The following is a 24,934-nucleotide window of genomic DNA, read 5'->3' as shown; positions in this document are numbered from 1 at the left end:
GGTTTTTTCCACTCCGCCAAGTGACGGCCCGCCTGTTTCCACATCGAACGACGCGCTGCACGACTGTGGTTTTTAACGTCGTGTGATGCGGCATAAAGTTTTTCATACATGTGGCGGTTATAGTCGGGACATTCGGTGTATTCGTCCTTGGAAAATCGTTTTTCCTTGAGTAACGCTGCCTTTCCACAGATGGGGCAACACAGAATTGGCGTTTCCACCAGATAACGCGGAATGATGACGGCGCGGCGATCGGGCATCATGGCCAACACTGCATCGTCATAGACTTCGCCGACGATCAACGGCGTAGGGTCAACGTTGCCGCGTTGCCAGACGTTACCCTTGGTGATCAGATGTGTGATCAGCATCATAATGTGATCTCCTCTTCCCGTTTGGCCATGTCGTCGGCGCAATCGGCATGCGTGCCGTACATCGACCAACTGACGTAGAAAGTGATAAACCACAGTGAAATGTGAATTGTTACATACTGCGGGTGAAAGGAGAGAGTCAAATCAAAGTCACGTGCTTCGTATCCTTCAAGGCCGATGCTGAACTCAAAATAGCCAAAAGATGTCTTGCTGCTTTCGTAGTCGATGGCATGACGTTCTTTAATTGTGTGTACAATCACACAAGCAATTAAAGCCATAACCCACGTAGCCACATGGGTTACAAACATGGTAGCCAATACACCAAACATGATGCTAACGACAATTGCATCAACTGTGCAGCCGTTGGGATGATCACATTTCATTTTTGCTCCTTGTACGCATTACGCACGTTACGGAGCACGTCCAGTTCCTGTATCTGCACGATCGTCGCACGTGGAATGTCCATTCGCATGCAAGCCGATTCATTGGAAGAATCGAAACTGCTGGCAACGCAAACCACAGTGGGTGATTCAGCGATCAACCAACCGACCGTTTCAATCAACGGCAAGGCCACGTCCGCGTCGTCTTTGGGTAAGTCATTCCAACCTTCATGTGATTGGCAATCTTGCCATAAAACCAAAACCATCTTGGGTGTAAGATGTGTGATCATCCGGCCTCCGTGCCCAACACCCCACTGATGTCACCTTCGTGCATGAGCAGATAAGACCGGCCGTCGATTTCGACGTTGACTCCGGCAAACTTACCCCAGATCACACGATCGCCGACTTCCACCGTCATCGGCGAAAGTTCGCCATTATCATAACGACCACGGCCAATGGCAACGACAGTGCCAATAGTGGGAATCGATTCCGTTTGTGAACGGACGACGATCAAACCCGATTTGGTCGTTTCTTCAACGGGTGTGACATCAACCAAGACTCGATCGCCCAAGGGTAAAAATCTTATAGGATGTGACATTTGCGGTGTCTCCTAATGTGAGTAGTCTATTGGGTGTGTGCGCGTCTCTTACGTTGAACGCGTTTGAAAATTCTTTCGTACGGATAATAGGCGAAAGCACGAAACAACGGATAACCGACGCCGATCGACAACGCGTCACTCCACTTGCCTGTGGTATAAAGAAGATAAGTACCCAAGATCAAAACTCCGAGTGCTTCCCAGATTATACCTTTTAATAGCGTGTGGATTTTAATTTCAATCGGTAGATTTTTCATCAATGTGATCGCTTTGCAAACCGGGTGATTCAGGTTCAGTTTCAATGACGGCGGAGTTGGCAGCCCTAATCAAACTATCTATCAGCCGGACGAACGTGCTTTGTAACGCTTGCAAGCGAAGGATGATCTCCGTTCCCTGTTCTTTCTGTCTATCCAACTTGGAACAAAGATTGCGAATCAATTTACGGTCATCATTGGTCACGATGTCCTGCTTTCAAGAGAGAATCACATCGACGGCAGCGACGAATTGACGGCCCTGCAAACGTGAAAGTCGTTTCGCTTGGGGTGAAATGTCGAGTTGGCTCATCCAGTTGGCCGTTGATAGAAGAGACGCATAAACGGAATTTGGGTGCCAGTAGGCCAATTCCCTGATCGTCACATTGGCAAATCGTTTCTTCGTGTGAAGCGGACCACGACGACCGACGTTGCGATAGGTGTCGTTTAATTTGTGCATTACATAACCTGCTCCGTTGCGTGTGAATTTCTTCGTTTACACAAGTGGTGTTGGCTGCTCAGCCGTTTCCCAGAGGTCGTTGTGGTTGCAAACCGCTATGACTTGGAGTGACGGTGGCCTTATGCCGACATCGCCCGTTCTTATAAGTTTATCCGTACGAAACAGGCCAGCGTTTCATAAAAAGAGCAACTTAGTGATCACTAACTGGTCGTCATTTTGCATATATATGACCTCCTTACCTTCGAGTGTGATTTTAATGTCCACAGAGACCATTTGAAACGGGTACCCCTATTCCGTAGGATATTCCTACAGGTACTCATGGTACCTACGGTACCCGCTTGGGCGAAAATAGTTAAAAATATAGGTGTTTCAATATGTTCTTCGGGATGACGGGTACCGTGGGTACTGTATGTAAGAAACGTCCGCATACCGCAAGTACCGTGGGTACCGTGGGTACTTTGAACAATGGGGACAGGTACCCGCGTATTTCAGGGGAATGCTGGGACCAGTCCGTGGACTGGTCCCAGCGTCAAGGTAGGAGTATCAGGACAACTGCTCCTTTATCCACACGTACCAGTCACTCATCCAGCGTGAAATGGTGGCTTTAGCTACATTGTGTTTCTCACCAATTTGTTCCATCGACAACCCAAATAATAGGTCATCGATGACTTCATAGGCAGTTGGCCCACCGGGTTGACATTCGTACATCTGGGCTAACTCCAAGGCTTGCTCGATGCGCTCCTTATTCGGATTGGCGATCATCGTTTCCCAACGGGCCAAGGCTTGCGCGTCGAGTTCGGGATGCATACTGGTCATGCCGTGCTCGTCCACGATCGACATGCTCTCCATGGTCGGCGTACGGTCCGATTTGCGCTTGAAATCGACGGCTGCATCACGTGCGATTTTGGAACAGAAACCTTTGATGTTATCGTCACTAATTTTGCGTTTCGATTCCAACAGACGCAAATAAATGTCCTGTCTAACGTCTTCGCATTCCTGCTCCGGCACGCCGTACAACCGTAAGCACGTCAGGAGATACCCGCCGTAGCTGATGTGTAACCGTTCTACGGTCATGCTGTTTTCTCCTTGAACTCCGGACACTCAAACACCGGGGTGACGAGGTTGTACTTAACACAGGCAGCATATAGTGTGTTGGCAATGGGACAGTTGGCCACACGGTCGGCCGGTTTGAACCGATCACAACGCCAACATAGACAACACTCATGGTGTTTGCCTTTAAGCTCTTCGAATACGAAGGCCACGTGTCCATGATGTTCATAGGATACGATCTTTCTTGCATGAAATCGATCTATGCTCATGATTGCGACCTCCCACGTCTGTACCAGCGACCACGGCGAAACATAGGTCGTACGTAGGCAAATTGTTGTTTTGATTGGTCCTTATCGTCCAGTTCAACGACGATCGGTGGCACGCCCTCATCCGAAACGGTTAATGGCGGAGGCAGCACATCAATCGCACTCCGTACCATGGCTTGGGCGATTTCATTGGTGTATAGCCAATCACCATGACCACTGCAACCTTCCGGCAAAAATCGAATGCGGTTACCCGTGCGAAACGGCTGACCCAGCAATTGCCAGCCGTTTTGCAGACGGTCCGTCACTATTTGCGGCAGGGTGCCCGTACGCCCACGCACCAAAACGTATTCGCTGATATTGGGTGTGATCACTCCGGCCGTCCTTGCTCCGGAGTGGGAACAGGAGCCGCTTCCGGTTTCCCATCCAGCGCGTTGCACAATCGCTTGAAAAGGTCCGCTTCCGTACGGTTGCCCGTCTCAAACTTGGTGGACGGATTATGTAACACCCAATTTCCAGCCTCGTAAACGTCCAATGCGGCCTTGTACAATCGGCGAAAATGGGCTGATTGAATGGCTTCATGTTGTCTGGTCGTACGATACGTTTCCACTTCGCGTTGCATGGCCCGATATTTGGCATCGACCATCCGGAAATGCGCATTACGAGCACGTTGCATCTGGGCCATGGCCGCAAAAACGACCAGAAAGAGAATGACCAGCGCAATGACGATGGAACTAAGCAGTGTGTACATGTGATCTCCTTAGACTAAATTACCTTTTATGCGGCTGTGTTCACGAGCGACAGCCGCACGAACTTCGTCGTAACCATGCGTTTCGGCCATGCGATCACAGGAGCCGCACAGCACGCACAGATGTGTGAAAACCAGCGTAAGAACGGGAATTCGAAGTACCCATTCATGCATGGCTGCATCAGTTAAGATACATTGTTCCATCCAGTGTTCGATTTTGTTGCGGTCGGTGTAATGGATGGTCAACATTTCCGGCTCTCGACAGCCACACGTTTCACAGCGACATTCACCACCGATGCGCATGAATGCGGCCAATTTTTTCTGCATGCGCTGGTACTGAACATCGGCATCACCCCAACCGCTCAACTTTTTGTTTTGATCTATTGGCATTACCGACACTCCATTTGAGGATCCACCATATGCCAACATGTACCTACGTCTTTTAGTATGCATACCTGCCAATGGCATGTTCGGCAACGTTGGTCAGAATATGCGTCGGTTGGACAATTGGCACATCTACTCCACCGAAATTCCTTTAACCTACCAAAAGGAAAATCAAGAGTATTTTGTTCTTCCAGAGCAAAAACATATTGCCGTACACGATAGCGATTTATATTCCAGTGTTGCACTAACGTCATATCACGTTGTGCATTTTCAATCATACCCGGAACATACGCCATGATTTCCTCTTCGATATAACTTCGTATTTGTGGACCATATTTTGGGTCACATATGGCATCACACATCCTCATCATCGACCTCCTCGACGATTTCGATTTGTGTGGCCGCACTGATTTTAGCTTCCAGCACACGCTCGATTACCTGCTTAAGTTGTCCGAGTTCAGTCACACTCAAGGCAGTAAAATCAAGATTGTGCAGTCCACCTATTTCAGTACGACAAACCATGATCATTTCGTTCATATAGCCAACGTCGATCGTCACGTTGCGTGGGTTGGTCAACAGCACCCGCACGCCGCTTGCTGATAACGCGGCCCGATCAAGGTCGGCTTGGACCTCCTTACGCATTTGCTCATGTATGCCACGTAAGGCAACGACCAGTTGGGCCATCGTGCCGGTGGTATTCTTGTCGAAATCGCCGTCGTCGAGTTGTTCATTCACACGATCGATCAAATCAGATAGACCCTGAATGCGATTCTTGTCGTTGGCCCAACGAATGCCGTCAAAACTGGTAAGATACTCTTCGTGCGCCTTGGCAATCACCGCTTTGGGAATGCGCTTACAACGTGCACGAAACATACCATAATTGAAGACCTTCGGGTCCAACGGCCCCAAACCGACATCTTCGGTCAGACTTTTGGAAGTCACACGTTCCCACACCTCTTTATAGGGTGTCCATTTGGCCAATTCGCCGACGATGAACGTGCGCATTTCCTTTGACCACTTAGGGGCCATATCATTCTTCATAACAACGACCTTTTTATTACAACTTCACCGTAGTTAGACACGGCTAAATTGCAAGAACCACACAGCACACGATAACGTGTTGTAGGACAGCCCGCCTTAAGTACAATACGATACATAGTTTGCGAATTTCCACCCACTTTACGACGGTGTGCAGCACTATCACCCAAACGGTGATCAAGCGTTAGCATTAACGGGTTGGAACAACCACACAATTCACACTTGCCACCAAGGATAGTCAGTACCCACAATTTACACCAAAAATTGGCCGCATTTTGGCGTATACGTGTCTGATGGCGGTTATTCCGTCGCCACGTTTTCTTTGCTTTTTGCACATGGGGTAGCAGTCTGTAAATAGACATATACTCCTTTTTATTAAACATCATCGGCCTCATCGAGAAGATCGTTGGTAGTGGTAGGTAGATCACGTCGCAGTATTTGATAAAAAGCCGTGGGCTTACCATCCACCATGCGACGCGTTTTAGGTAGACGACATAAACCCACATCACACGCCCAAGCGCGTGCCTTTTTCATCATGTCACCTTTCTTGGGGTCTTCGTTAAACTGTGCCAAGTAAGCCGCATCACTTTCGGCTGCGGTGAATTCATCACCTTTGTGTTGGGCAATGAATTCCGTAACCCAATCCCGCGCCATTTCCGTTTTGGACTTTTCATCTTTCATATGTTGAGCCTCCTGACTCCAATCTTTAACGCGTTCGTAACCTTGTTCTTCACCAAGGTAATCTAAAGCGCAGTTCATTTTCGCACTGACACGACGACCTAAATATTGCAACGTGCGACGATTGTCTTTGCGACTGGTGCCGACGTTAATGATGATGTCTACACCGGCCGTAATGCCGATTGACCCAGATGATAGACTTGTCGCTTTATTGGCATGGTGAATCCACACGACGGCCGCATCAATGGCGATGGCCAACGGGCGCAAACACGACACCAATTTTTGCCAAGCCGCACTTTCCGAGCTATCTGGCACCGTTCCTTTTTCACTTAATAGGGGAAACAATGAGTGAATCGAATCAAGAATGATGAGATCGGGTCGTACGTCGGCAACGAACTGCGCCAACTGTTTCCAACTGCTCGGCACCATGGCATCACCCACGATGAATAGCTGGGTGGAATAAGTTGGAGCACCGGCCTTAACGAACCGATAAACGATGTCCTCTTGTGGCTCATCAGGCGAAATCCACATCACACGTAAGCCGCGTTTCATTGCGGCCATGGCCTCGAAAGTACACAGCGTCGATTTGCCACTGTACTTTTCGCGGCCCACCACCAGTGTGATGCGTTTACGCCATGAAAACCACTCACCCACCACTTCCAGTGGCTGTGGCTCGTATCCACCGGCCAGAATTTCGGCAAGCGTATAAGGACGTTTAACGATCTTTTCTTCCTCATCGGATGATTGATCGTCATTCAACAGTTTATCTACATTGATTTCTTCCATCGTCCGCTCACCTTGGATGCGGGCCATGCGAAGAGAATCATGGTTCGTGCCAAAATCGTAACCGGGACCGGTATACGCCGAATCAACCACACGCTGTAAGTCATCATCAGTAAGCGGTGGATGGTTCAACGCATTCCAGCCGTTCAATTTGGCCAGACACTCATTTTTCTCAATACCTACCTTGCGACACTCCGAAGCACGTAACAATGCCTCGTTATCACGTGTGCCTTTGGCAACACCGTGTTCAAGTAAATAACTAAGTCCTGCGTTAATCAGCTTTGCGCGTCTATCCGACAGCGGAGGTGCGTCCCAGTTCGCGCTTTTCTTGACCACACCCGCACTGGCTTCGCGGGCAAGTCGCACTAACGTTTCCACTGATTCAGCGTTGTCACAAACTATGTGACGTGGACGACGCCTACTCTTGCCGGATGAAGCGGCCCGCTTGATCTCGTCGACCGTCATATTAATGGCTTTGGACGGGTCGAGTGCCGTTTTGCGCAATTGCGTCTTGCCATGGATGGTATCAACCACACGCCATAAACGGTTGTGATTGTACACCTTCACATCAAGCAAGTCGATGTTAAACAACGATGCGATTTGAACGGCCGTACGGCGCATCTGATCGGGCAACGTTTGTGACGGCTCAAAGCCGAATACGCCCGCATCTACGCCGATGTGATAGCCTTTACTGCCGGAAAAAAACACGACCACATGCTCCAACACGCCCATGGATTTAAATCCACGCAACAATGTCTGCATGTTAAGAGTCGCATCCGACACATCAAGTGCGTCAATGTCGAACCACAGAAAATCGGACCACACGACAAACCGGTCGGCTCCTCGTACACTACCTGTCAACTCGACATGTTCTTTATACTCCTGTTGGAAGCGAAACATGGTCGTGTACGTGTCAACGGCGTCGACCGATATCGACAGATCATTGATATCGACGATATGGTTGCGATTGGTAGCCCCACCAATCGCTGTGTCCACATAGCAAAACTCAGGATATCGAAGTATCACTTCGTACTCCTAATTCGTTTATGCTCACGTTTGGCAGCAGCACGAACTTCGGCATCATTACTATGTTGTGTGGCCTTTTGGCAGGAGCCGCACAAGACACGTAAATGCCATTTGGCAAGTTCAGTATTAGTGGCCTTAAGTATCCATTCAGGCATATGACCATTACCCGCACGACGACCACACATCTGTTGGCGATGTAGATGACCATTACCGTCGGCATGGTCAACAGTAAGAAAAATCGGTTCTTCGCAGCCACATAGCACACAGCGGGCACCGCCGATGCGTTGGTACGCCTTTACCTTCATCTGTTGATAGTGTTCGTGCTGTTGCACTTTTATCTCCGGTCGTTGACGTCGTTCGCGCTGTTGCTGTAATCTACGTGCTTTTACTCTCGGCCGTTGACTCCATTCGCGCATATATTCAGCCCGATTCATTAGGGTCTCCTAAAAACTCTTAGTTTCGGTCCACCAGTGGCAACGAACGAAACGTGAGCCTGCATCACTTGTTCAACGCGTGTGATGAACTGCTGGGATTCGACCGACAGCGAATTATAACAGTTGACACCGGCATCGACCGGGTTGATATAATCCATGAACGTCAAGGCGATATCGGTCGGTCGATGAATAATGCGACACATGTCGGCAACATTATCATCCCAGAAAGCCACACGTCGTATCTTCTTGGTAACGGTGGTTCGCTCTTCGATGGACTTACCCAAACGCTGGGACATCGCTTCCCACGTCGTTTCGTTGGGCAACGGGCCACTGTTCCCAGCCACACGAATCGGAAATGTACGCATACAGGCTATCACACGTCCGAGTTCGGTCGGTGGAATGCCAACGTCGGCGCACAATTGAGCCGGTCCGGGGTCAGTCGAGGTGCAAAACGGCCACGGGCCATGGATGAGTGACAAGCCTTGACCTTGTGCACCTTCCAGCAGCACGCGGTTGGCATTGAGCCGCAATTGGTTGATCACGAACGGCGTATTTTCCATCTGGAATTGAGCAAACCACGGGTCTTCGATCGACAGGTCCGAATACAGACGGAAGCGGCTGGGGTCACGACTGATGCGGGCCTCACGTGCGGGTCCGACACCTTCACCCGTCGAACCGATACGCTTGTGCATTTCCCCATCCACGCCACCTTCCTGTCGGTGGAATTGCGAATCGAGCACACCACATTTGGCATCGACGTACAGACGCGCATAAATGGTGCTGTCGATACGGGCAATAGCCTCCACTTCCGCACGCATGATTCTGGGGTCGATCAATCCACCACGGCCGATGATTAACACAGCCTTGGGATTTACCCAGCCGCACGGCACAGTTTGCATCTTCCACAGTTCCCGATCAGGTCCGAGGAAAGAATGGCCCGCATTCGGCGCACCCACACGCACGTGTACGTCGTAATCGGTAGCAAGGAACGCAGCAATTACGCCTTTTCCTTCGCTACCGTATTGTCCACCGAAGATAACGTCAACTGGCGTTCGCATTAGGGGCATCCCCTTTCACGAAATGAATGGGTGGTGTGATGGTGATGCCATGGTTATGCAACACCTCCAGCAACGTTTCAACATAGGCATTACGTTCAGCCGCACGTTCATGTAAAGCGGCTAACGTGCGACGCTGTTGCATATCTTTCGTTTTAAATGCCCCATTTTCGCGTTCAAGATGGGCCACTTTACGCTGCGTTTCACGAAGCTGGTCGGCGACTGATGCAAATATGGCGTTGTCATGTCGCCGTTTGTTCCGATCTTTCAGTTTGAAATGCAGCATGGCACTCCAAACGACCAGACTGGAAGCAACGCCTAATGTGCGCTCGACGCGGATGTAAAAGCCGTTTTGGTCGATCATGACGATGCCCCATGTGGCAATAATGCCCAAGGTCATCAAAGTCATATACCAGAACGACACATCCCGTGCTGAACCAGTACGACACATCCGCACGATTTGAAAGATGCTCGAAATCGTAAAAACGGTGGCCGCAACCATGAATAGTGTGATTGTAATCATGATTTGCGCTCCGGACACGTGCCGTCATTGTCTTTGCACGTCATATTCACCCCACCAAACGTGCATAAGCCATTGACATCATGTTTACACACCGACGACGGTTTTTCTTGCGCCAACGTCGGCTGATCATAGACCTCTTCTTCGATGTGAGCACCATACCACGCGCAGATGTGTGTGATCGCTTGCATCAGCACCTCATCAAACGTCTGACCGGCCACTTCATCGACGAAAAAGATGTTGGAACACAACGATTTCGCCCAAAAATGCTCGGCCAGATAACGTTCATTAGTGATGAGTATGACGGGAATACGCCGTTCCCATGCATACATGATCTCACACGGCGTACCGAAACTGGTATCTTCGCATTTCATCATGACGGCCAACACGACGTGTGCCCGTTCAATGTCCTGCAAATCGCGCACAACAACCTCATTATCTGACAACGATTTCCATGAGGTCATGCCGTATTTACCTCGAAGCGGGTCAAGTGCGAAAATGCCGTGCTTGCGCAACAACGGAGCAACAGCCGCACGATAACTTGTTGCACCGTGGCCGATTTTTATCTTACCGGCCAGATAGATATACCTTTTGTCGATTCGCGGCATGCGATCTCCTATCGGTTGTCATCGACTGGAAAGCTTGCCAGCAATTCCACGATGAGTTTAGGGTCGTATTTCACACGATCATCGGTTCCCAATCCCAGCAATTGGAATTCCAGTAAGAACAAAAGATTGGCAACCGCATGGGCCAAATGATTCAGATTAGATTCTTCATCCGCATCTTGTCCCATTTCCCACTTCATGATATGACGTTTCGCTGCGCCAATACAACGTGACCATGCAAAACCACCACGCCAATTTTGGTCACCATAATTATAGGCACCAAAAGTAAAAACACGTGCGACCATGGCTAATGGTGCTGTGGGCAACAGGTCTAACCGCACTTTTTGCAACGTTGACCGAATGGCGATGCCGTCTTGCTTGTCTTGACCCGGACCGGCCGCTTCCGGAATGGTTTGGAAGGTGTCGATAATAGCTCCAGTGGTTCCTACACGATTACGTTCCACTAAAACCGCCACCAATTCCTTCTCACCGGCCCGCAGCCATGCCCGTTGATCATCACCTTCAACATCAAACTGATACGTTGTGCGATCTTTCATGTTGTAAATCACACGTGCCCGCATTACGCTTTTTTCCTTTCTTCGTAAGCCACCAGTAGATCAAGCAACTTACTACGGATGGCAAGGTCCGGATTGGCAACAATCACATCACCGGCCGTCGTATTCACATATCGACAGATGCTGATGGTAGCTCCATCGATCAGATCACGAGCCGTTGATTCAATTGCCCCTTCGGATGCGGCTTGCAAACTGTCATCACGAAGAGACTTGTTGTTTTCCTGTGGCATAATTACCGTTTTCTCCTTCTAAAACGAATGTGCTTATCACGAATCTGGGATGGCATGATATCAAGAAGCACATTGATTGTTTCGGCCACTTGCTCCCAACGTGCGGCCATTGTATCCACCGATTGCAAAGTCAGTCGGTACAACCGAGAAGCACTCTCGCTTCTCCGTAAACGACTTTCTTTGTGATACTGGCCCGCACCTTTTTTGTTTTGTGGTCTGTCACCTAACTTTGACACGGTGTTCTCCTTTAGTGTGCTACGGCCCAATTTTTGCCACTGTTGATATCAACAGTAAGTGGCACCCAACCGGAACCGAGCTGTTTGAAGGTCATGACTTCCTGCAGTAATGCATGAAACTCTTTCGTAACTTTCTGTGGGTGTTCGAATAGCAACTCGTCGTGTACGGTCAACAACATCTTAACCGGCAACTTGGCCTTCTTGATGTGGTTCCGTACATTAACGATGGTGATTTTCATGATGTCTGCGGCCGTTCCTTGGATGACGTGTGACAATGCCTTACGTTCGTGTCCGGCCGTTAGTGAACGAATGGCGATTTCCTCCAATTCACCATCGCTTTTATCTTCGGCCCAAGCATTGGCCCGTAAACTGTTCATACGTTTGATTACTGAATCTGGATTCGGATGCTGAATTTCGGGGAACGGACGCGGACGGCCAAAGTATGTGTCGATTCGTTCTTGAACGCGGGCCGTACGTTTAATGTGTTCAATCCACAATGTCAACGTCGGTAGAGCGTCAAACCAGCGATCAATCACATCTTGTGCGTCTTTTTGCGTAGGCAACATTTCGCGATTTCGTGCGGATAGCGTATACGCGCTGATACCCGTCAAAATGGAAAAATTCGCCGTTTTTGCGATATCACGCTGATTAGGTGTGACCTTGGCCAAGGGCACCTTATAAATTTCTGATGCCATTTGCCGGTGAACGTCCACATTGCCCGCGTTATAAGCATTACATAACACCGGCTCACGTGACAGTGAAGCGGCAATACGTAACTCAATTTGCGAATAATCTGCCGATGTTAACACATTACCCTTGGCCGGAACGAACACCTCACGTATCTGCACGATATCATCGGCCGCATGGTCTTTGCTGATACCCTGCATATTAGGATGCGAACACGAAAAACGGCCGGATTTCACACCTGTTGCCCACAGGCTGGGATGAATGCGACCAGTTACCGGATTGACCAGATCGGGTAGCTTTTTCGTGTACATCGTACGACGAGACACTACCCGATTATACTGCATAACGACCGGCACGATATCGTGTTCACCTTCAATATCTGATAACGCTTCCTGATCGGTACTCCAACCCGATGCCACACGACGCGTATGTGGTAACCCAAGTTCTTCAAACAGCAATAGTTGTTTCTGTTGGAAAGAACCCAAGTTCAAACCTTTTTTACGCGTCAAACGTGCAAGTTCCTCATTGGTAAAAACTGGTTCGCCATCTTCACCCTTCACTGTAGCACAATCCTTAAGAGCCATTTTATGCGCTTTGCGACTTAGGTCATCACACGCCTTTTCCAGCATGGCATCAAACTTGGTGTTGAGTTTGAGGTCGATGCCCACACCATTTGCATACATTTCCATAATGGGCCGAATGAGCCGATGCTCCAGTTTCCAAATGTCGGGCCGGAGATTAACGGCCGCTTGGACGCTGGGGTCACGCCACAACTGCATCGTCAAATCCGCATCTTGGCAGCCATAAATGCGTTGTTGCCGCTCATCCAACAATGTGAAATCGATCTCGTTACTTTTTGGCTTTTTGCCGGTGTTGGCCGCGATGATGTCCTTCAATTCCAATGTCGTCATGCCACCCAATATGACTTTGGCTTGCGCTTTCAGTCCGGGATTGAGTTTGTATCCCAGAACGTCCCGAAAGAAACAGGCAATCATGAGATCGCATATCATGGCCTCCGGAATGCGTACTTTATTTTTCTCAACGATGGCCAAATCATAGCCCGCGTTGAAAAAAATCACACGTTTGCCTTTGACCAGTTGAGCCAACAGCCGCAACTGTGGGTCCATCCTAATCGGCACCCAAAATGCGACGTGTGGCTCAAAACTGAATGAATAACCATGAGCCTTGGCAGTGATGGTGTCGATGCCCGTTGTTTCCGTATCAAGGCTCATTTCTGTGATCTTGGCACTGGTTCGCACAATGCGTTCCAAATCTTTCGTGCTAACGATGTCTCGATAGCGCGAAGTCGCATCCCAATGCGTCAACGCCTGAATCACCTCCGCTTCAAGTGGTGCGGTGTCTTCGTGCATCAATATACCTTTCTATCGTTTGGAAATCCCAATGTATGAGCGGTCCCACACGACGCTGTACTATCTTCCATTGCGGAAAAACCTTTTCCACATGAACGGATTTAGTATCGATCACGGCCACCATGCGGTTCCAATCGAAAATGGGCACCATATAAACACATTTATCGTGTGGCCCATGATACACGACAACGGCAACAAAACCTATCCCTCCGGCCGCTTCAATATCACACAGCGTTGCTAACTGGCCAAGTCGTACGCTACCACAGCCATCAATCGGCAAAGCTCGACTGTTCTTCGTTATTTTCCACTCGATGCCGATAAATACTCCGTCGTAGCAAGCCACAATGTCCACAGCACGGTCATTAGTTTCACTTCCAAACCTTGGGTCCGGTATTTTATAAGACCAGAGCGATGAACCATTCTGCCGTTTCCAGTCCTTCATTATCTGGCGTGTGATAGTCGTTTCGTTCATGCTGATCTCCGGTGTCCACAATGACTACAAACCACAAACCAATTTAATTGTACGTGTCCACAGCACATACATTTCCAGTAAGCAATTAAAGTTTCGTTCATAACTTATATCTCCAGTTGCCCTTGACGATCGTTTGAATGTGGCCGACAAAGTGCATATCGATCACACATTCGCTGCTGGGACAACGACGCGCAAGTCCAAGCTCCACAGCTATTTCACGCACTAATTTTTGAAGACGCATAACCTCTTCAATCAATTCGGTTTTAGTCTTCGATGCAAGTTGCTCTTCGGTCGGAATGGCATAATCGTCATCAGCCATTGACACGTGCTTAGTGATCGTCCGAGGTTCATGTTTCGGACGACTGTACGTGGACTTTCTTTCCGGTGGTACTTCCCAGCCGCTCATTTCTTCACCCATTGGCCAAAAGCACCCGGAGGAATACTGCCCGCTTTTCCATCAACCACAGCCTGAAATACAGTCCAGTATTCCTTGACGCGCTGTTCCAGCGTGTGATGTTTGAGCACTTCCTGTTGGCCCGCATACGCGATCTCTTCACGTAGTCGTTCTTCACGCAGAAACTCGTCGATCATCCAGCACAAATCGTTCAACGTGTCGGCGTGCATCACACAATGTTTACCCGGAGTAAAGACCAAATCAAGGTCTTTGACGACATGGTTGATGTAGAAAGCACCACTGCCCATGGCATTATACATGCGATTACTGGTAACGAACGAGCCGCAATTCATAAACAACTCCCGTTGTATATTGATTGCAATTTTGCTTTGGGCATAAACTTCGGCCATGCGATAACCACGTAGTTCATGCCGATTTTTGATGCCGTCTCGGTGGAAAAAACACCGATAACGTTGTTCCAAGTGGTCCAACCAATGATCACGTAACGGGTCACACGAACCGATGAAACACACATCGTAAATCGGCTTGCTGGGGTCCAATCTTTTTGGCAAGTTGCCATTAGCATCCGAACAAAAACGGTGGTCAAAATACTGCGGCATCCACAGCACAGTGGGAGCCAACTCCTGATAACGCTGCGCCGTTTCCAAAATGGAAAAGATTAGCACGTCGGTGGCATTATCCAGATAGTTCCGCCACATACGATCACGACGCGCTTCCGTCATATCCGGATACCACAACGCTAATTTCGCACCAGTCGCACGAATGATATCATAATAGCCACGTAATTGTGGCCGAATGGCGCAGGACAGCACGAGATCGGGCTTATACGATTCCAACACCGGCAACATTTGCCGTGGATTTTCACGACTGCCACACACACGAACCTCAAGTCCCTGTCGTTTGGCTTCGGCCGCGATATAAGGACCAGCAAAACGCGTTTCAAAGCCACAAGCCCAAACCAATACCCGCATTGGTCCACGCATAATGGACTCCTTCGGTGTAGTAAATCGTCGTTTACGTTCTTCTTTGATAGCTCGTCGTCTATACATTATGACCTACCATGACACCACTTAAACTTATTGGGTAGGTCCGTCGCACGCGGAGATTGCCGCATCGAACCACAGGGGCAAGGGTCATTACGGCCAATTTTTGGATGATTACGCCGAAACGTACCGAGTTGGCTGTTCCACAGCACATGGCCGCGTCGCCAATTGTAGACCGCTTTTTTCGTTTTGCCCAAGGCCTGTTGCACGTTTTGTTTGGCAAGATGCATCACACGTAACAGCCACTGCCAGAAACGGATAAATAGCTGTTTCATTAAACCAGTCCTCCACGTAACAGGGTATTGGTTGCATACATTAAATCTTCTATCAAAGGAAGCCACATAATACGTTCACGCCAATATTTCGCATCGGATGGCATTGTATACACCTTGGTGTTAAATGGATTCCAATGCTGAACCGTTCGAACGGCGTGTTCTGGGCACGTTTGCCAGCATACTTGAGGCAATTTACATAACGTAGCAAAATGGATGGGGCCGCTCTGCGGGCCAACGATTACACGCGCATGATCCATAATCTGCGCCAACTTGTAAAGCGGCAGGTCACGAAGATCGGCCGTACCGGGTATTGCTGCTGCTGACCCGCGTTTGCCAACGCATGCAACAGTAAAACCCCTTGATCTTAGCCGTTGAGTAAACTCGGTTGCGTGTGATACCGGCCAGTTACGAAAACCAGTATTACATTTGTTCGTATCGCGTACAATCAACAGCACATCATAGGCCGGTACGTCACCTCCAAAACGATTAAACGGGATAAGTTCCTGTTGTACATCCCACCGCTCATGGTTCCACCAACGTGTTTGATACACATCATTGTGTATAATCGTTTGATTATTGTGGTATGGTAATGATGCTAAAAACAGTGACACACCATATTCTTCCCCGTAGTTTTTCCACATGTCCGTATTTTCAACGTGTGGGTCATAGTGAATAATGTGATCAGCATAATCACAGTACAACAACTCGTGGCCTGTACGACAAGCTACGGTCACATAGTCATATTGTTTGGCCAGTTTCCGTATAAAACCTTGCCAGCACATCAACTCCCAACCCGTTTCTCCCACATAGGGGCTAATGAATAGTGTTTGCATGCATGTACTCTTTTCTATCCATTATCACCTTAGAAACGCGGGCCACACTATTATGGCCCGCGTTCGGGTTATGGTTGCAGTTCCGTTCTACTTCTGGGCATCGGCGACTTTGCCCGTTGACTGATCGACATTGGCAACGGCCGCACGGAGTTCGTCTTCCGTTACATCACGCGCAATCCAGCGATTGGCATCGCGATACTGGTAGGCGGAAAATTCCGCTTCCACACGTTCGCACACACCAGGAGCCAGACAAAGCGCGTCTTTGGCCGCGACGTTGAAATCGGCGTTGATGTATTTGCCTTTCTTCGTGCCGGTAACCAGCAGGTCTTTCCGCATGAATTCCCCGCGGCCCCACTCGGTCACCATGGTGTACAGCCGTTTGTAGTCGTTGGCGTAGAAACTCCACAACTGGAATTCGTACTCGACTTTGCCACCAACTTGGCCTTTCTTGTCGGTGTCATACACCAGCACGGGCACCATCCATAGCATCTGCGGTTCACGTCCGAGCAGGTCCACATCGATACCCTGCTCCACCATGACTTGTGCGCCGTTGCGATTCTCGTACTGACAGAACGATTTGATAAATCCGAGACCCTGCACGTACTGCACATGCGCCCGCACGGGGTCGCCCATCAAATGGATGCGCTTGGTCTTTCCGTCTTCGGGCTTGAAAAACGATCGATCGCTGATTCCCAGCGTACGAGGGTCGGCCCACGTGTCAACGACATTCTGCGCTTTCGATTTCGGTTTGGGTGACGGTATTTTGGCCTTAGCCATGATACTCTCCTCTTTCAGGTTTGTCGTTTCATCTTTCAGTCTTTTACTATCCACGATGTCTTTAAACGAGCGTGTGATGATTAGCGTGGCATCACCCCTTTCGTACTGGTTCGTATTAGCCTCTTCGGTTCCCATACAGCCCACTAAGCTCGTATCGACCTTTTCTTGTCTTGTAACTGCCGCAATGCTTGTTCCACGGCCGTTACCGTCCAGCCGATGTCTTGGGCAATACCCGCTGCTGAACGACCGGCCGCATCTTTCTGGGCGATGAGTTCCAGTTCCTGTTGTTGTTTGTACAGCGTGCGATATACCGCATTCCAACGCGGCAAATCGGTAGCGGTAGCGGGCATCGGAAGATCACCCGTTTCGATTTGTGCGTATTTCGCACGACAGGCTCCAATCGTTCGATGCATGGTGGTGGCGATGTCTTCGGGCGCATAGCCACGTTCAACCAGTTCCACTAATGTGTCGATTTCGTCTTGGGTCCAATCGGTTTGTCGGAGTGGGTGCTTCTCGATGGATACTGTTTGTCGTATGCGACCGGCCGGATATAACTGATTAAAGCGTGCGCGTACGGTCGAAATTCGACAACCGGAAATCGCAGCAAAATGCGCCCACTGGCAGTCGAGCACACAAGCCCAATGACGCTCAAAAAGATCGGCCCACTCTTGCGCCGTCAAGCGTCGTCGTCTGGGATTGTTCATGCGGCTCTTCTTAACGATAGGTATTTCGCGTAGAATCATGACAACGTGCTTTATGTTACAAGGTTCGTGTTATCAAGCGGGCCGGTTTAGGTCCGGCCCGCTTGTATTGGCGTGTAATGCTACTCGGCAGCAACCGGAGCAACGGCCGGAGTATTTGCGTTGGCCGCGTTGATTTCACTGGCCTTGATGGACTTGACGATGTGCGGGCGCAAATGCAACTTTTGCACCTTCGCGGGCTTGGCAGCCTTGGCCGTCTTCGCACGCTTCGTGGACTTGGCTTTCTTCACGCGTTTGCCCTTGTTGGCCGGAGCCAAACCGGTGTGTTTGCCCTTGTTCCACGGTTCGATACCGGTCTTTTTGCCCGCATTCCACGGCTTGACACCGGTCTTCTTACCCTTATTCCACGGAATCAAGCCCTTGAGTGCCGCACTCAACTTGGCCTTGTGTTCCTTGGAAAGCGGACCACCGGTGGTCGTCTTCGCACGCTTCACGGTTTTGGCCTTGACGGTCTTCGTCTTGACGGTCTTCGCCTTTTTCGTGTTGTTTCTGGTCTTCTTCATCAGTCAATTCTCCTAATAAAGCGGTTTATGCTCCTGTTTAGTGTATGACGCGGTAGTCGTTCCCGATGCAGTTCGCATCAGCCAAAAACGAAATGGATGGATGACTATCCAACGGCAACAAGATGATCTTGCGGCCGTGCAATACGTCGGACGGATGATAGCCATTGACCACCATATATCGCTTGTGATCGGTGTGATTCTGAACGGTAGTGCCTTCCGGTAATGCGTGCGGGTAGGCCGGTTTCTTGAAAGCCACTGTCGGCACCTGCTTGGGGAACGGAAACACGTCGCCATTGCTGTCGATTTTTTCGTCTTCGTATTGGTCCAGCCACCGACGACTGAATTCACGCGATGCACACTCAAATGCGCCGACGATGCTGTTTCCCATATGATACGATCGGCAATTGACCCACAACGAAATAACGATCTTGGTGAACACGTAGTTGAGAAAGCCCACCACCTCGGTTGCACTCTTGGCCCGCAACCAATCCACTAACGGCTTGATCATCGGGTCAAGTTCGGTTCGTTCCTGTCGTTTAATATACGGCATTTGGTCCTTCCTTTATTACTTATCGGGTCCAACGATTTTATCGCCAAGGTTGATCAACGAACGATACCAACCACAGTGGCCGCTACTCCCAATGCTACCTGTTCAAACCGAGTCATTGCCGTCCTCCTTGTGTGGGTCTTCAATGTATTCCTTGAACGTATCCGGAATCCGATAGATTAACGTACGATAAGCCTTGGTTCCATTCGGCAAATCGTACGTTACGATGTCCATCACCAAATGCGACATCACACCACCTCGTTATCCACCAACATCAAGTCACCCTCGTACATCTGAAACGAAAATCCATCCTCGGTGTGATTGTTCAGCAGACCAATGGCCGCGTCTTCCTCTTCATAACCTTCGGATGCATCGCCCACCAGTTCCACCTGCAAGGCATATGCTTCGTCGATGACGGGCCGGAAATCCGGGTCATCGCCATTTTCGCGCTCTTCGATATTAATAACCAACTGCAACAGTTGACGCAAAACACACCGTCTGTTGTCTTCACCGTTGGTCCCATCAGCATAACAACCCATTTCGTCTTTACCCCAGATCGTCAAGCGGGCCGGTTTTTCGATCTGGTCCAGTTCGGCCCGATAGAGGGCCGAATGATTACGCGGCATTTCCGCTTCCGTATCCATCCAATGTTGCGGCTGACCGTTCGGATGCAGGAATTCCACCTCGTAAAGATCGCCCGCTTCGTCTTGAGCCGACAGGATTTGCTTCACTATTTGACCACAACGACCGACATTCCGTTTGTCAGTCGTCTGTTCGTCCAGAATACGGGCCACCTGCACGTAATCACCAACGCGCAAGGTCTTGTTGGGCTGTTCGATTTCGGTCGCTTCCTCGATTAGGTCCAGCCCATCCAGCGTCGCCGACAAACCAGATTCAACGTTATCGGCCGGTAATTTGATTTCAGAATCGGCCAACAGTTGGTTCACGTCGATTTGAATTCGTTCGAGTTCCGCGTAAAGGTAGGTCGTTCCATCGAAGTCCTTGCGTTCCAGCAAATTATGAAGCTGGTTCGACACGTCCGCCAATTTTTCTCTTTCTGAACGGTTCATGACAGCACCTCCACCGAATCGACGTTATATTCTTCCGTAAAATCGGGTTGGGTTGACAAGATCACGTCTTCCGGAACAAGCGACGCGCACAGTGATTTCCATGAGACTGTGTTCCGAACCGAACGCTTAAGTTCCACCTCATGGTGGCTGATTTTCGCCTTGCCCGTTCCATGAGCATCAATCGTCGCCGTTATTCTGGGCTTAAGGTGCTCATCCAGCCGTTTAAGTTCGGCTTTAACCTCTTCGCGTCTTTTCAGTAATTCGAAATCCGCGTCGGTCAACGGTTGGGCTTTCGTCTTGGTCGTCATGATTTCACCTCATGAGCTTCGGCGATCATCCGATCGCGACATTCGGGACAGCAACCATGACTCGTACCGTCAAGACGCGTCGCTTCGAATTGCTCTTCAGTTAACGCTGGTGAAATCCGGCTGTTGTCGGCCCGCAGAAAGTAGTGCTTGCACCAAGCGCAAAGGCCATACATACCGGGGTTATCATGACAGAACTGCAGGTGGCCTTGGGCCATTTCCTGATCAGAATTACGAAGCACCTCGGCCGCTTCCGATATCTCCTTATCCGACAGTTCCCGGTCATGAGGAATGGCATCGAAAGCCCGCTTAACGCGGGCGACCATTTCATCCGATTCCTTGTTTTGGTTCATAACGTCCTCCTTAAAAGGTGGTTGGTCTTATCGTCTACACTATAAAAGAGAGCATACGACGTGCCAAACCGTAGAACCAAAGGAGAAACCTTTCCTTGGGTGGCCGATCGGAATATCGTTTCAGAAACTATGAAACAAATGAAACTAAACGACGATGCCTCGTCGTTTGTCGGTGGACCAACGAAAAAACCAACTCTGGCCAAACCGACTATGCAAACAAAAGGTATTGGGAACGTGCATATATGCAGGGCAGTGGCCCCACAGTTAGTAACCACTAACTTAGAATGGTGCCCGTCGTCGATGCCCACCAAAGGCCAACGGTTAAACTTAAAAATAAAAATAGGTATTCCCAGAAATATCCTCTCAACGACAGGTCTTTCTTGCGCTTGATAGGGGTGCGTTCCCCTCTGTTGAAACCATACCGGACATATATTGGGAATAGAAGCAAAAATCGTGCCAGAGAAACGACCGGCAAGCCATTCTTCAACAACTTGCCGGTCTTGGACGACCTGCAGTAATGAGAGGAAGGAAATAGTATTAGACCGAGACAGCAAAATTTACCTCTTCACCGGCCGTCGATTGGTCGGTCCACGTTTAACGTTGACCAGTGGTCGTGGGGTATGGCCGTCAATCACCTCATTGGTGCCAATTAATGTACATTTACCGAAGATGATCGGAACAGGATGAACGGAAAAGCGACCACCAGCGTAAAAATCGACGACACCAAACATATGCGCCCAATTCGTCGGTCGTTGGCCCAGCCACTGATTTGCATCCGGGTCGATGTTTTTCAAACAACCCAAGGAGTAGGCACCTTTGGGTCCGTCCACGTGTGTGATGTGGACGGCTTGAAAATCATGCCAGTGGCCGTAGACGATATTAACGCCCATTCGCATCAAATGATTACGGGCATGATGGATACCACCGTATAGGTGGCCATGGTAGAAATGAAGCTCTCCTATCTTCAATAATTTGCCACATGGTTCGACTTTCCAGTTGCGCCGCTTCCAGTCGAATATCTGGTCGAAACGGTAACCGGTGGCCTCGTCGAACGTCGTATCGGCATAATCCGGGTAAGCATCGACGAAAAATTCCAACCAACGGTCATGGTTTCCTTCCAACATGTACTTGTCTTTTACACCGGCCTTATCACACGCTTCGTCGATTGGGTCAAGCACGTATTTGCGAACCATGCGGGCATCACGACGTACGCCATGCGACAGTTCCGACGCGGGCATCTTTTCCACTTTGGGCCGGTGATGGTTGATGCTTGACCATTCGCCAATGTCACCCAAAAAGATAATGCCAGTCGGCTTGATGATTTCGATTGCACGCAACGCGCACTCCAACGCGGGTCGATCAACCAATTCACCATGCGTATCCGGAAGAACAACATATCTGCTGTGAATGCTATTTCGTTGCGCCACTGAAACGCTCCTTTTGTCGCTTGATTTCCAATACAATAACCTCCACAGGGTCACGCACACCGAACAAACTCAAAGCGCGTGTGGCCATGACGGTCATGGTCTTTTTAATTTGTTCATTGGTCTTGCCGGTGAAGATTATAAAATCATTGACCAGCAGTGTCATACCTTGCACCTGCACTTGACAGGTAACAGTTATGTATTCACGCGGCAAAGCAGGTTCGAAGGTGTATTTATCCGCGTCATCGGCTTTCGGCAGGTCAGGTAATTCGGCATCGATCGCTTGTTGGGCCATTTTCGGTTGGCGATCGACAATTTTAGCCGTTGCATTACCCGATGCAACTTGCTCCAAGTACACACCAGTGATCGTCTCCAGTGAAGAAATGACCATTGCGGCCGCGTGGGTGTTTACATCAGCCAAAAATCGCTTGGACACCAGCATGTCCGGTTTGAAATCATGCACACACTGTTTGATGCGGGTATGACACACCAAGCAGTCTTTGATTTTTATTTTCGGAACTGAAACGATGATGGTGTCTAACGTTTTATGGCTGGGGTAATCTACTGCTTCGGCCGATTGCATCACGATGCGTTTAACTTCACTTTCTAAGCTGTCGAGAAACGCACCACGCACAAGAGTTTTTGTTTTACGTCGTGTGGCAACAAATCGTTTCACTTTCGTGTGAACGATAAATCCCACTGTTGGTTTACCAGCTTCGTTTTTTGCCATACTTTACAATCCTAACGGGTCAATCAACCCTGATTCTATCAGTTTACGTTGCATGTCAAGCTTTTGCTGTTCACGCTGTGTGCGTATTACCTCTTGCTTTTGCAGGTTGTTGCGTTCGTCTGCGATGGCTTGGTTCTTTTTAAGTGGCTTGTTCACACAACAAGCAATACACACTGACGTTAAAACTACACCCACTTCGTTCCGGTAAAACTCAATATCCGGTTTTCTTTGGTCGCATCGTGTACATCGTTTCCATTCCATAGTCACCTCATGTTGATCACCCATGGTCATATCATTAAACATAGCAAACCAGTTGCCAAATCGACGGTCCGAGGGGTAGACCACAACCGACTGTGGTACCCACGGTACCCGAATACGACCGGTTGAGCGGGTACCTCCGTAGAATAAATCTACAGGTACTTACGGTACCCACGGTACTCGTTGCAAATTCGTGCACAGGCGTGTATATTACGTTGCGAACATTTCGCAATCCAATGCATATATTTGGAACGCGGGTACCGTGGGTACCGTGGGTACCTTGAACGGTTGGGACAGTATCCACGTTCGGCCGTCTGATCAGGGGAGTAGTTTAGGCTTACCTGTCTGGATATGCCATGTGCGACTGGTTCTTCCTGTGTGGTCAATCACCGAGTTTGGATGAATACTTGCATTCTTCCACCCACGTGCAAATGCATTTCGGAAATAACAGGTATCAACAGTGCGGATTAGACGCTTGGTGTCCCAAGGTCCGTTACGTCGATACGCTTCTGCGGACATTAAAATACAGCATCCGGGTGGGAAGCGGACGACGTTTATTTGTGTGGTCGGACCGGTTTGTAATGCATCTAATTTATGCGACGGCCAACGCATACCACTTAAACCACACAGAGGAAGGTTTTGATGTTCTTTATAGGCTGTGGTTAGTGTCTCATGCCATCCCAGTTTAAAATCGAGATCGCTATCACAAAACAGAAAGTAATCAATGCTGGGTATTTGCACAGCATCGCATTGTTCTTGTGCCACTCGTGCGCCCAAATTCCAAGCGTAAGGTTTGCCTCTATTGTTACGTAATAGCACGAGATTATGAATTTGTGGTCGATAATGGGTCAACAGGCTTACTACTTCTGGTTGTGACCCGTTATCGACCACAGTGATGCTGACTTGGGCTGGGTCATAGTTGCTATTGAGTAAACTATCAAGCGTATGCTTTAGCAACTCGGCCCGTCCAAATGAAACGATGATAACGGCTGTCATTACGGAATCCGCTCAAAATGGGGTCCGTCGAAGAGGCTTTTGAATCGTCCACCCCAACGAATAGGCACACCTTCAATGGCCGCAGCCATGAACATCACACCGGCTAAAAAGTAGAATTCACCCATGCGTTTGACATATTCATTGGTAGTTTGGTTGCGAAGATCGGGCCACTTGATAGGAAAGGGAACACAATCAACCGCATCGGACATTTTATAATCGTAAGTACCATCTAATTTTTGTGATCGGTTGTGTTTACTTTCCGGATAAGCGACCGTACTCGTATGTTTGGCCAAAGCTTCCGCTTGCGCCTTTTCTGTGCGCAGACCACACAGTATTTTAAAATCGTAAATCTTGATCGCCCGTCTTAAAACGCGCTGCATATCAGGATGGAGTGTGGCCAAAAACGCTTCACTTTCAGGGCTAAAGTTCGCCATTATCA

39 protein-coding genes are annotated in these 24,934 nt (G+C 49.3%); 1 reads left to right on the top strand and 38 read right to left on the bottom strand.

The features are described 5' to 3' along the window. From WC052_04880 to WC052_04835, 10 genes are all read right to left on the bottom strand, one after another. The coding region (locus WC052_04880; protein ID MFA7286965.1) for a hypothetical protein at positions 1–368 on the bottom strand (368 nt) is incomplete at its 3' end. Beyond that, positions 365–748 (bottom strand): hypothetical protein, encoded by a 384-nt coding sequence (locus WC052_04875; GenBank protein MFA7286964.1) that lies wholly within the window; start codon positions 746–748, stop codon positions 365–367. The genes WC052_04880 and WC052_04875, both read right to left, overlap by 4 nt. Beyond that, on the bottom strand, positions 745–1,035 hold the full coding sequence (locus WC052_04870; GenBank protein MFA7286963.1) for a hypothetical protein: 291 nt from the start codon (positions 1,033–1,035) through the stop codon (positions 745–747). The genes WC052_04875 and WC052_04870 overlap by 4 nt, the downstream gene beginning before the upstream one ends. Continuing rightward, the gene (locus WC052_04865) at positions 1,032–1,343 is read right to left on the bottom strand and encodes a co-chaperone GroES (GenBank protein MFA7286962.1); all 312 of its coding nucleotides are present in this window, start codon (positions 1,341–1,343) and stop codon (positions 1,032–1,034) included. The genes WC052_04870 and WC052_04865 overlap by 4 nt, the downstream gene beginning before the upstream one ends. A 234-nt stretch (positions 1,344–1,577) precedes the next feature. After that, complete coding sequence (locus tag WC052_04860; protein MFA7286961.1) at positions 1,578–1,799, bottom strand: hypothetical protein; 222 nt, start codon at positions 1,797–1,799, stop codon at positions 1,578–1,580. 12 nt (positions 1,800–1,811) lie between these two features. Then, positions 1,812–2,051, bottom strand: coding sequence for a hypothetical protein (locus WC052_04855; GenBank protein ID MFA7286960.1), 240 nt, complete (start codon positions 2,049–2,051; stop codon positions 1,812–1,814). Positions 2,052–2,594: 543 nt separating this feature from the next. Further along, positions 2,595–3,125 carry a hypothetical protein gene (locus WC052_04850; protein MFA7286959.1) on the bottom strand — a complete coding sequence of 177 codons (531 nt, stop codon included), beginning with the start codon at positions 3,123–3,125 and terminating at the stop codon, positions 2,595–2,597. A gap of 241 nt (positions 3,126–3,366) precedes the next feature. Then, on the bottom strand, positions 3,367–3,738 hold the full coding sequence (locus WC052_04845; GenBank protein MFA7286958.1) for a hypothetical protein: 372 nt from the start codon (positions 3,736–3,738) through the stop codon (positions 3,367–3,369). Further along, positions 3,735–4,115, bottom strand: coding sequence for a hypothetical protein (locus WC052_04840; protein MFA7286957.1), 381 nt, complete (start codon positions 4,113–4,115; stop codon positions 3,735–3,737). The genes WC052_04845 and WC052_04840 overlap by 4 nt, the downstream gene beginning before the upstream one ends. Before the next feature lie 9 nt (positions 4,116–4,124). Next, positions 4,125–4,502, bottom strand: coding sequence for a hypothetical protein (locus WC052_04835; protein ID MFA7286956.1), 378 nt, complete (start codon positions 4,500–4,502; stop codon positions 4,125–4,127). Between the two features lie 37 nt (positions 4,503–4,539). Between WC052_04835 and WC052_04830 the strand changes: the two genes are divergently transcribed. Beyond that, positions 4,540–4,794, top strand: coding sequence for a hypothetical protein (locus WC052_04830; GenBank protein ID MFA7286955.1), 255 nt, complete (start codon positions 4,540–4,542; stop codon positions 4,792–4,794). Between the two features lie 56 nt (positions 4,795–4,850). Here WC052_04830 and WC052_04825 read toward each other — a convergent pair whose 3' ends face one another. From WC052_04825 to WC052_04690, 28 genes are all read right to left on the bottom strand, one after another. Then, positions 4,851–5,525: a hypothetical protein gene (locus WC052_04825; protein ID MFA7286954.1), complete on the bottom strand. Its 675-nt coding sequence runs from the start codon at positions 5,523–5,525 to the stop codon at positions 4,851–4,853. Between the two features lie 384 nt (positions 5,526–5,909). After that, on the bottom strand, positions 5,910–7,991 hold the full coding sequence (locus WC052_04820; GenBank protein ID MFA7286953.1) for an AAA family ATPase: 2,082 nt from the start codon (positions 7,989–7,991) through the stop codon (positions 5,910–5,912). Positions 7,992–8,017: 26 nt separating this feature from the next. Further along, on the bottom strand, positions 8,018–8,455 hold the full coding sequence (locus WC052_04815; GenBank protein ID MFA7286952.1) for a hypothetical protein: 438 nt from the start codon (positions 8,453–8,455) through the stop codon (positions 8,018–8,020). Continuing rightward, positions 8,455–9,522, bottom strand: a complete 1,068-nt coding sequence (locus WC052_04810; protein ID MFA7286951.1) for an adenylosuccinate synthetase — start codon at positions 9,520–9,522, stop codon at positions 8,455–8,457. The genes WC052_04815 and WC052_04810 overlap by 1 nt, the downstream gene beginning before the upstream one ends. Continuing rightward, entirely contained in the window at positions 9,497–10,033 is a 537-nt protein-coding gene (locus WC052_04805; GenBank protein ID MFA7286950.1) for a hypothetical protein, read from the bottom strand. Before WC052_04805 ends, WC052_04810 begins: the two co-directional genes overlap by 26 nt. Beyond that, positions 10,030–10,638 (bottom strand): nucleoside 2-deoxyribosyltransferase, encoded by a 609-nt coding sequence (locus WC052_04800; GenBank protein MFA7286949.1) that lies wholly within the window; start codon positions 10,636–10,638, stop codon positions 10,030–10,032. Before WC052_04800 ends, WC052_04805 begins: the two co-directional genes overlap by 4 nt. An 8-nt stretch (positions 10,639–10,646) precedes the next feature. Beyond that, complete coding sequence (locus WC052_04795; GenBank protein ID MFA7286948.1) at positions 10,647–11,216, bottom strand: dATP/dGTP diphosphohydrolase domain-containing protein; 570 nt, start codon at positions 11,214–11,216, stop codon at positions 10,647–10,649. Continuing rightward, complete coding sequence (locus tag WC052_04790; protein MFA7286947.1) at positions 11,216–11,440, bottom strand: hypothetical protein; 225 nt, start codon at positions 11,438–11,440, stop codon at positions 11,216–11,218. Before WC052_04790 ends, WC052_04795 begins: the two co-directional genes overlap by 1 nt. A gap of 2 nt (positions 11,441–11,442) precedes the next feature. Then, positions 11,443–11,676 carry a hypothetical protein gene (locus WC052_04785; protein MFA7286946.1) on the bottom strand — a complete coding sequence of 78 codons (234 nt, stop codon included), beginning with the start codon at positions 11,674–11,676 and terminating at the stop codon, positions 11,443–11,445. Positions 11,677–11,687: 11 nt separating this feature from the next. Next, on the bottom strand, positions 11,688–13,733 hold the full coding sequence (locus WC052_04780; protein ID MFA7286945.1) for a DNA polymerase: 2,046 nt from the start codon (positions 13,731–13,733) through the stop codon (positions 11,688–11,690). Beyond that, entirely contained in the window at positions 13,708–14,205 is a 498-nt protein-coding gene (locus WC052_04775; protein MFA7286944.1) for a hypothetical protein, read from the bottom strand. The genes WC052_04780 and WC052_04775 overlap by 26 nt, the downstream gene beginning before the upstream one ends. A gap of 97 nt (positions 14,206–14,302) precedes the next feature. Further along, positions 14,303–14,524: a hypothetical protein gene (locus tag WC052_04770; GenBank protein MFA7286943.1), complete on the bottom strand. Its 222-nt coding sequence runs from the start codon at positions 14,522–14,524 to the stop codon at positions 14,303–14,305. 83 nt (positions 14,525–14,607) lie between these two features. Further along, a complete protein-coding gene (locus WC052_04765) occupies positions 14,608–15,669 on the bottom strand; it encodes a glycosyltransferase (protein ID MFA7286942.1) in 1,062 nt (353 codons plus the stop codon). Then, complete coding sequence (locus tag WC052_04760; GenBank protein MFA7286941.1) at positions 15,669–15,938, bottom strand: hypothetical protein; 270 nt, start codon at positions 15,936–15,938, stop codon at positions 15,669–15,671. Before WC052_04760 ends, WC052_04765 begins: the two co-directional genes overlap by 1 nt. Beyond that, entirely contained in the window at positions 15,938–16,771 is an 834-nt protein-coding gene (locus tag WC052_04755) for a hypothetical protein (GenBank protein MFA7286940.1), read from the bottom strand. The genes WC052_04760 and WC052_04755 overlap by 1 nt, the downstream gene beginning before the upstream one ends. Before the next feature lie 87 nt (positions 16,772–16,858). Then, positions 16,859–17,683, bottom strand: a complete 825-nt coding sequence (locus WC052_04750; protein MFA7286939.1) for a hypothetical protein — start codon at positions 17,681–17,683, stop codon at positions 16,859–16,861. Between the two features lie 8 nt (positions 17,684–17,691). Then, entirely contained in the window at positions 17,692–18,252 is a 561-nt protein-coding gene (locus WC052_04745) for a hypothetical protein (protein ID MFA7286938.1), read from the bottom strand. Positions 18,253–18,371: 119 nt separating this feature from the next. Continuing rightward, positions 18,372–18,812: an NUMOD3 domain-containing DNA-binding protein gene (locus WC052_04740; protein MFA7286937.1), complete on the bottom strand. Its 441-nt coding sequence runs from the start codon at positions 18,810–18,812 to the stop codon at positions 18,372–18,374. A 37-nt stretch (positions 18,813–18,849) separates the two neighbouring features. Continuing rightward, on the bottom strand, positions 18,850–19,362 hold the full coding sequence (locus WC052_04735; protein MFA7286936.1) for a hypothetical protein: 513 nt from the start codon (positions 19,360–19,362) through the stop codon (positions 18,850–18,852). Positions 19,363–19,464: 102 nt separating this feature from the next. Next, the gene (locus tag WC052_04730; protein MFA7286935.1) at positions 19,465–19,608 is read right to left on the bottom strand and encodes a hypothetical protein; all 144 of its coding nucleotides are present in this window, start codon (positions 19,606–19,608) and stop codon (positions 19,465–19,467) included. Continuing rightward, on the bottom strand, positions 19,608–20,429 hold the full coding sequence (locus WC052_04725; protein ID MFA7286934.1) for a hypothetical protein: 822 nt from the start codon (positions 20,427–20,429) through the stop codon (positions 19,608–19,610). Before WC052_04725 ends, WC052_04730 begins: the two co-directional genes overlap by 1 nt. Next, positions 20,426–20,737: a hypothetical protein gene (locus WC052_04720; GenBank protein MFA7286933.1), complete on the bottom strand. Its 312-nt coding sequence runs from the start codon at positions 20,735–20,737 to the stop codon at positions 20,426–20,428. The genes WC052_04725 and WC052_04720 overlap by 4 nt, the downstream gene beginning before the upstream one ends. Next, entirely contained in the window at positions 20,734–21,087 is a 354-nt protein-coding gene (locus WC052_04715) for a hypothetical protein (GenBank protein ID MFA7286932.1), read from the bottom strand. Before WC052_04715 ends, WC052_04720 begins: the two co-directional genes overlap by 4 nt. 557 nt (positions 21,088–21,644) lie before the next feature. Next, entirely contained in the window at positions 21,645–22,514 is an 870-nt protein-coding gene (locus WC052_04710) for a hypothetical protein (GenBank protein MFA7286931.1), read from the bottom strand. Next, positions 22,498–23,241, bottom strand: coding sequence for a hypothetical protein (locus tag WC052_04705; protein MFA7286930.1), 744 nt, complete (start codon positions 23,239–23,241; stop codon positions 22,498–22,500). Before WC052_04705 ends, WC052_04710 begins: the two co-directional genes overlap by 17 nt. Before the next feature lie 3 nt (positions 23,242–23,244). Then, the gene (locus WC052_04700; GenBank protein MFA7286929.1) at positions 23,245–23,502 is read right to left on the bottom strand and encodes a hypothetical protein; all 258 of its coding nucleotides are present in this window, start codon (positions 23,500–23,502) and stop codon (positions 23,245–23,247) included. A gap of 315 nt (positions 23,503–23,817) precedes the next feature. After that, positions 23,818–24,495, bottom strand: coding sequence for a glycosyltransferase family A protein (locus WC052_04695; GenBank protein ID MFA7286928.1), 678 nt, complete (start codon positions 24,493–24,495; stop codon positions 23,818–23,820). Next, the gene (locus tag WC052_04690) at positions 24,495–24,929 is read right to left on the bottom strand and encodes a M15 family metallopeptidase (protein MFA7286927.1); all 435 of its coding nucleotides are present in this window, start codon (positions 24,927–24,929) and stop codon (positions 24,495–24,497) included. The genes WC052_04695 and WC052_04690 overlap by 1 nt, the downstream gene beginning before the upstream one ends. Positions 24,930–24,934 lie beyond the last annotated feature (5 nt).

Source organism: Patescibacteria group bacterium (genome assembly GCA_041675205.1).
Taxonomy (GTDB): domain Bacteria; phylum Patescibacteriota; class Patescibacteriia; order GWA2-46-9; family GWA2-46-9; genus JBAYUF01.
This window is presented reverse-complemented; position numbering and strand designations above follow the sequence as displayed.

Bases quoted from the DNA above. Each gene is read 5' to 3' on its own strand.
- WC052_04750 (MFA7286939.1), bottom strand. From the start codon at position 17,683: ATGGGAACCGAAGAGGCTAATACGAACCAGTACGAAAGGGGTGATGCC.
- WC052_04755 (MFA7286940.1), bottom strand. From the start codon at position 16,771: ATGCAAACACTATTCATTAGCCCCTATGTGGGAGAAACGGGTTGGGAG.
- WC052_04870 (MFA7286963.1), bottom strand. From the start codon at position 1,035: ATGATCACACATCTTACACCCAAGATGGTTTTGGTTTTATGGCAAGAT.
- WC052_04720 (MFA7286933.1), bottom strand. From the start codon at position 20,737: ATGACGACCAAGACGAAAGCCCAACCGTTGACCGACGCGGATTTCGAA.
- WC052_04765 (MFA7286942.1), bottom strand. From the start codon at position 15,669: ATGTATAGACGACGAGCTATCAAAGAAGAACGTAAACGACGATTTACT.
- WC052_04830 (MFA7286955.1), top strand. From the start codon at position 4,540: ATGTACCTACGTCTTTTAGTATGCATACCTGCCAATGGCATGTTCGGC.
- WC052_04770 (MFA7286943.1), bottom strand. From the start codon at position 14,524: ATGGCTGATGACGATTATGCCATTCCGACCGAAGAGCAACTTGCATCG.
- WC052_04790 (MFA7286947.1), bottom strand. From the start codon at position 11,440: ATGCCACAGGAAAACAACAAGTCTCTTCGTGATGACAGTTTGCAAGCC.
- WC052_04875 (MFA7286964.1), bottom strand. From the start codon at position 748: ATGAAATGTGATCATCCCAACGGCTGCACAGTTGATGCAATTGTCGTT.
- WC052_04760 (MFA7286941.1), bottom strand. From the start codon at position 15,938: ATGAAACAGCTATTTATCCGTTTCTGGCAGTGGCTGTTACGTGTGATG.
- WC052_04705 (MFA7286930.1), bottom strand. From the start codon at position 23,241: ATGGCAAAAAACGAAGCTGGTAAACCAACAGTGGGATTTATCGTTCAC.
- WC052_04795 (MFA7286948.1), bottom strand. From the start codon at position 11,216: ATGCGGGCACGTGTGATTTACAACATGAAAGATCGCACAACGTATCAG.
- WC052_04850 (MFA7286959.1), bottom strand. From the start codon at position 3,125: ATGACCGTAGAACGGTTACACATCAGCTACGGCGGGTATCTCCTGACG.
- WC052_04840 (MFA7286957.1), bottom strand. From the start codon at position 4,115: ATGTACACACTGCTTAGTTCCATCGTCATTGCGCTGGTCATTCTCTTT.
- WC052_04730 (MFA7286935.1), bottom strand. From the start codon at position 19,608: ATGTCGCATTTGGTGATGGACATCGTAACGTACGATTTGCCGAATGGA.
- WC052_04780 (MFA7286945.1), bottom strand. From the start codon at position 13,733: ATGCACGAAGACACCGCACCACTTGAAGCGGAGGTGATTCAGGCGTTG.
- WC052_04810 (MFA7286951.1), bottom strand. From the start codon at position 9,522: ATGCCCCTAATGCGAACGCCAGTTGACGTTATCTTCGGTGGACAATAC.
- WC052_04735 (MFA7286936.1), bottom strand. From the start codon at position 19,362: ATGCCGTATATTAAACGACAGGAACGAACCGAACTTGACCCGATGATC.
- WC052_04825 (MFA7286954.1), bottom strand. From the start codon at position 5,525: ATGGCCCCTAAGTGGTCAAAGGAAATGCGCACGTTCATCGTCGGCGAA.
- WC052_04805 (MFA7286950.1), bottom strand. From the start codon at position 10,033: ATGATTACAATCACACTATTCATGGTTGCGGCCACCGTTTTTACGATT.
- WC052_04745 (MFA7286938.1), bottom strand. From the start codon at position 18,252: ATGAACAATCCCAGACGACGACGCTTGACGGCGCAAGAGTGGGCCGAT.
- WC052_04695 (MFA7286928.1), bottom strand. From the start codon at position 24,495: ATGACAGCCGTTATCATCGTTTCATTTGGACGGGCCGAGTTGCTAAAG.
- WC052_04855 (MFA7286960.1), bottom strand. From the start codon at position 2,051: ATGCACAAATTAAACGACACCTATCGCAACGTCGGTCGTCGTGGTCCG.
- WC052_04715 (MFA7286932.1), bottom strand. From the start codon at position 21,087: ATGAACCAAAACAAGGAATCGGATGAAATGGTCGCCCGCGTTAAGCGG.
- WC052_04725 (MFA7286934.1), bottom strand. From the start codon at position 20,429: ATGAACCGTTCAGAAAGAGAAAAATTGGCGGACGTGTCGAACCAGCTT.
- WC052_04865 (MFA7286962.1), bottom strand. From the start codon at position 1,343: ATGTCACATCCTATAAGATTTTTACCCTTGGGCGATCGAGTCTTGGTT.
- WC052_04815 (MFA7286952.1), bottom strand. From the start codon at position 8,455: ATGAATCGGGCTGAATATATGCGCGAATGGAGTCAACGGCCGAGAGTA.
- WC052_04800 (MFA7286949.1), bottom strand. From the start codon at position 10,638: ATGCCGCGAATCGACAAAAGGTATATCTATCTGGCCGGTAAGATAAAA.
- WC052_04835 (MFA7286956.1), bottom strand. From the start codon at position 4,502: ATGCCAATAGATCAAAACAAAAAGTTGAGCGGTTGGGGTGATGCCGAT.
- WC052_04690 (MFA7286927.1), bottom strand. From the start codon at position 24,929: ATGGCGAACTTTAGCCCTGAAAGTGAAGCGTTTTTGGCCACACTCCAT.
- WC052_04775 (MFA7286944.1), bottom strand. From the start codon at position 14,205: ATGAACGAAACGACTATCACACGCCAGATAATGAAGGACTGGAAACGG.
- WC052_04740 (MFA7286937.1), bottom strand. From the start codon at position 18,812: ATGAAGAAGACCAGAAACAACACGAAAAAGGCGAAGACCGTCAAGACG.
- WC052_04700 (MFA7286929.1), bottom strand. From the start codon at position 23,502: ATGGAATGGAAACGATGTACACGATGCGACCAAAGAAAACCGGATATT.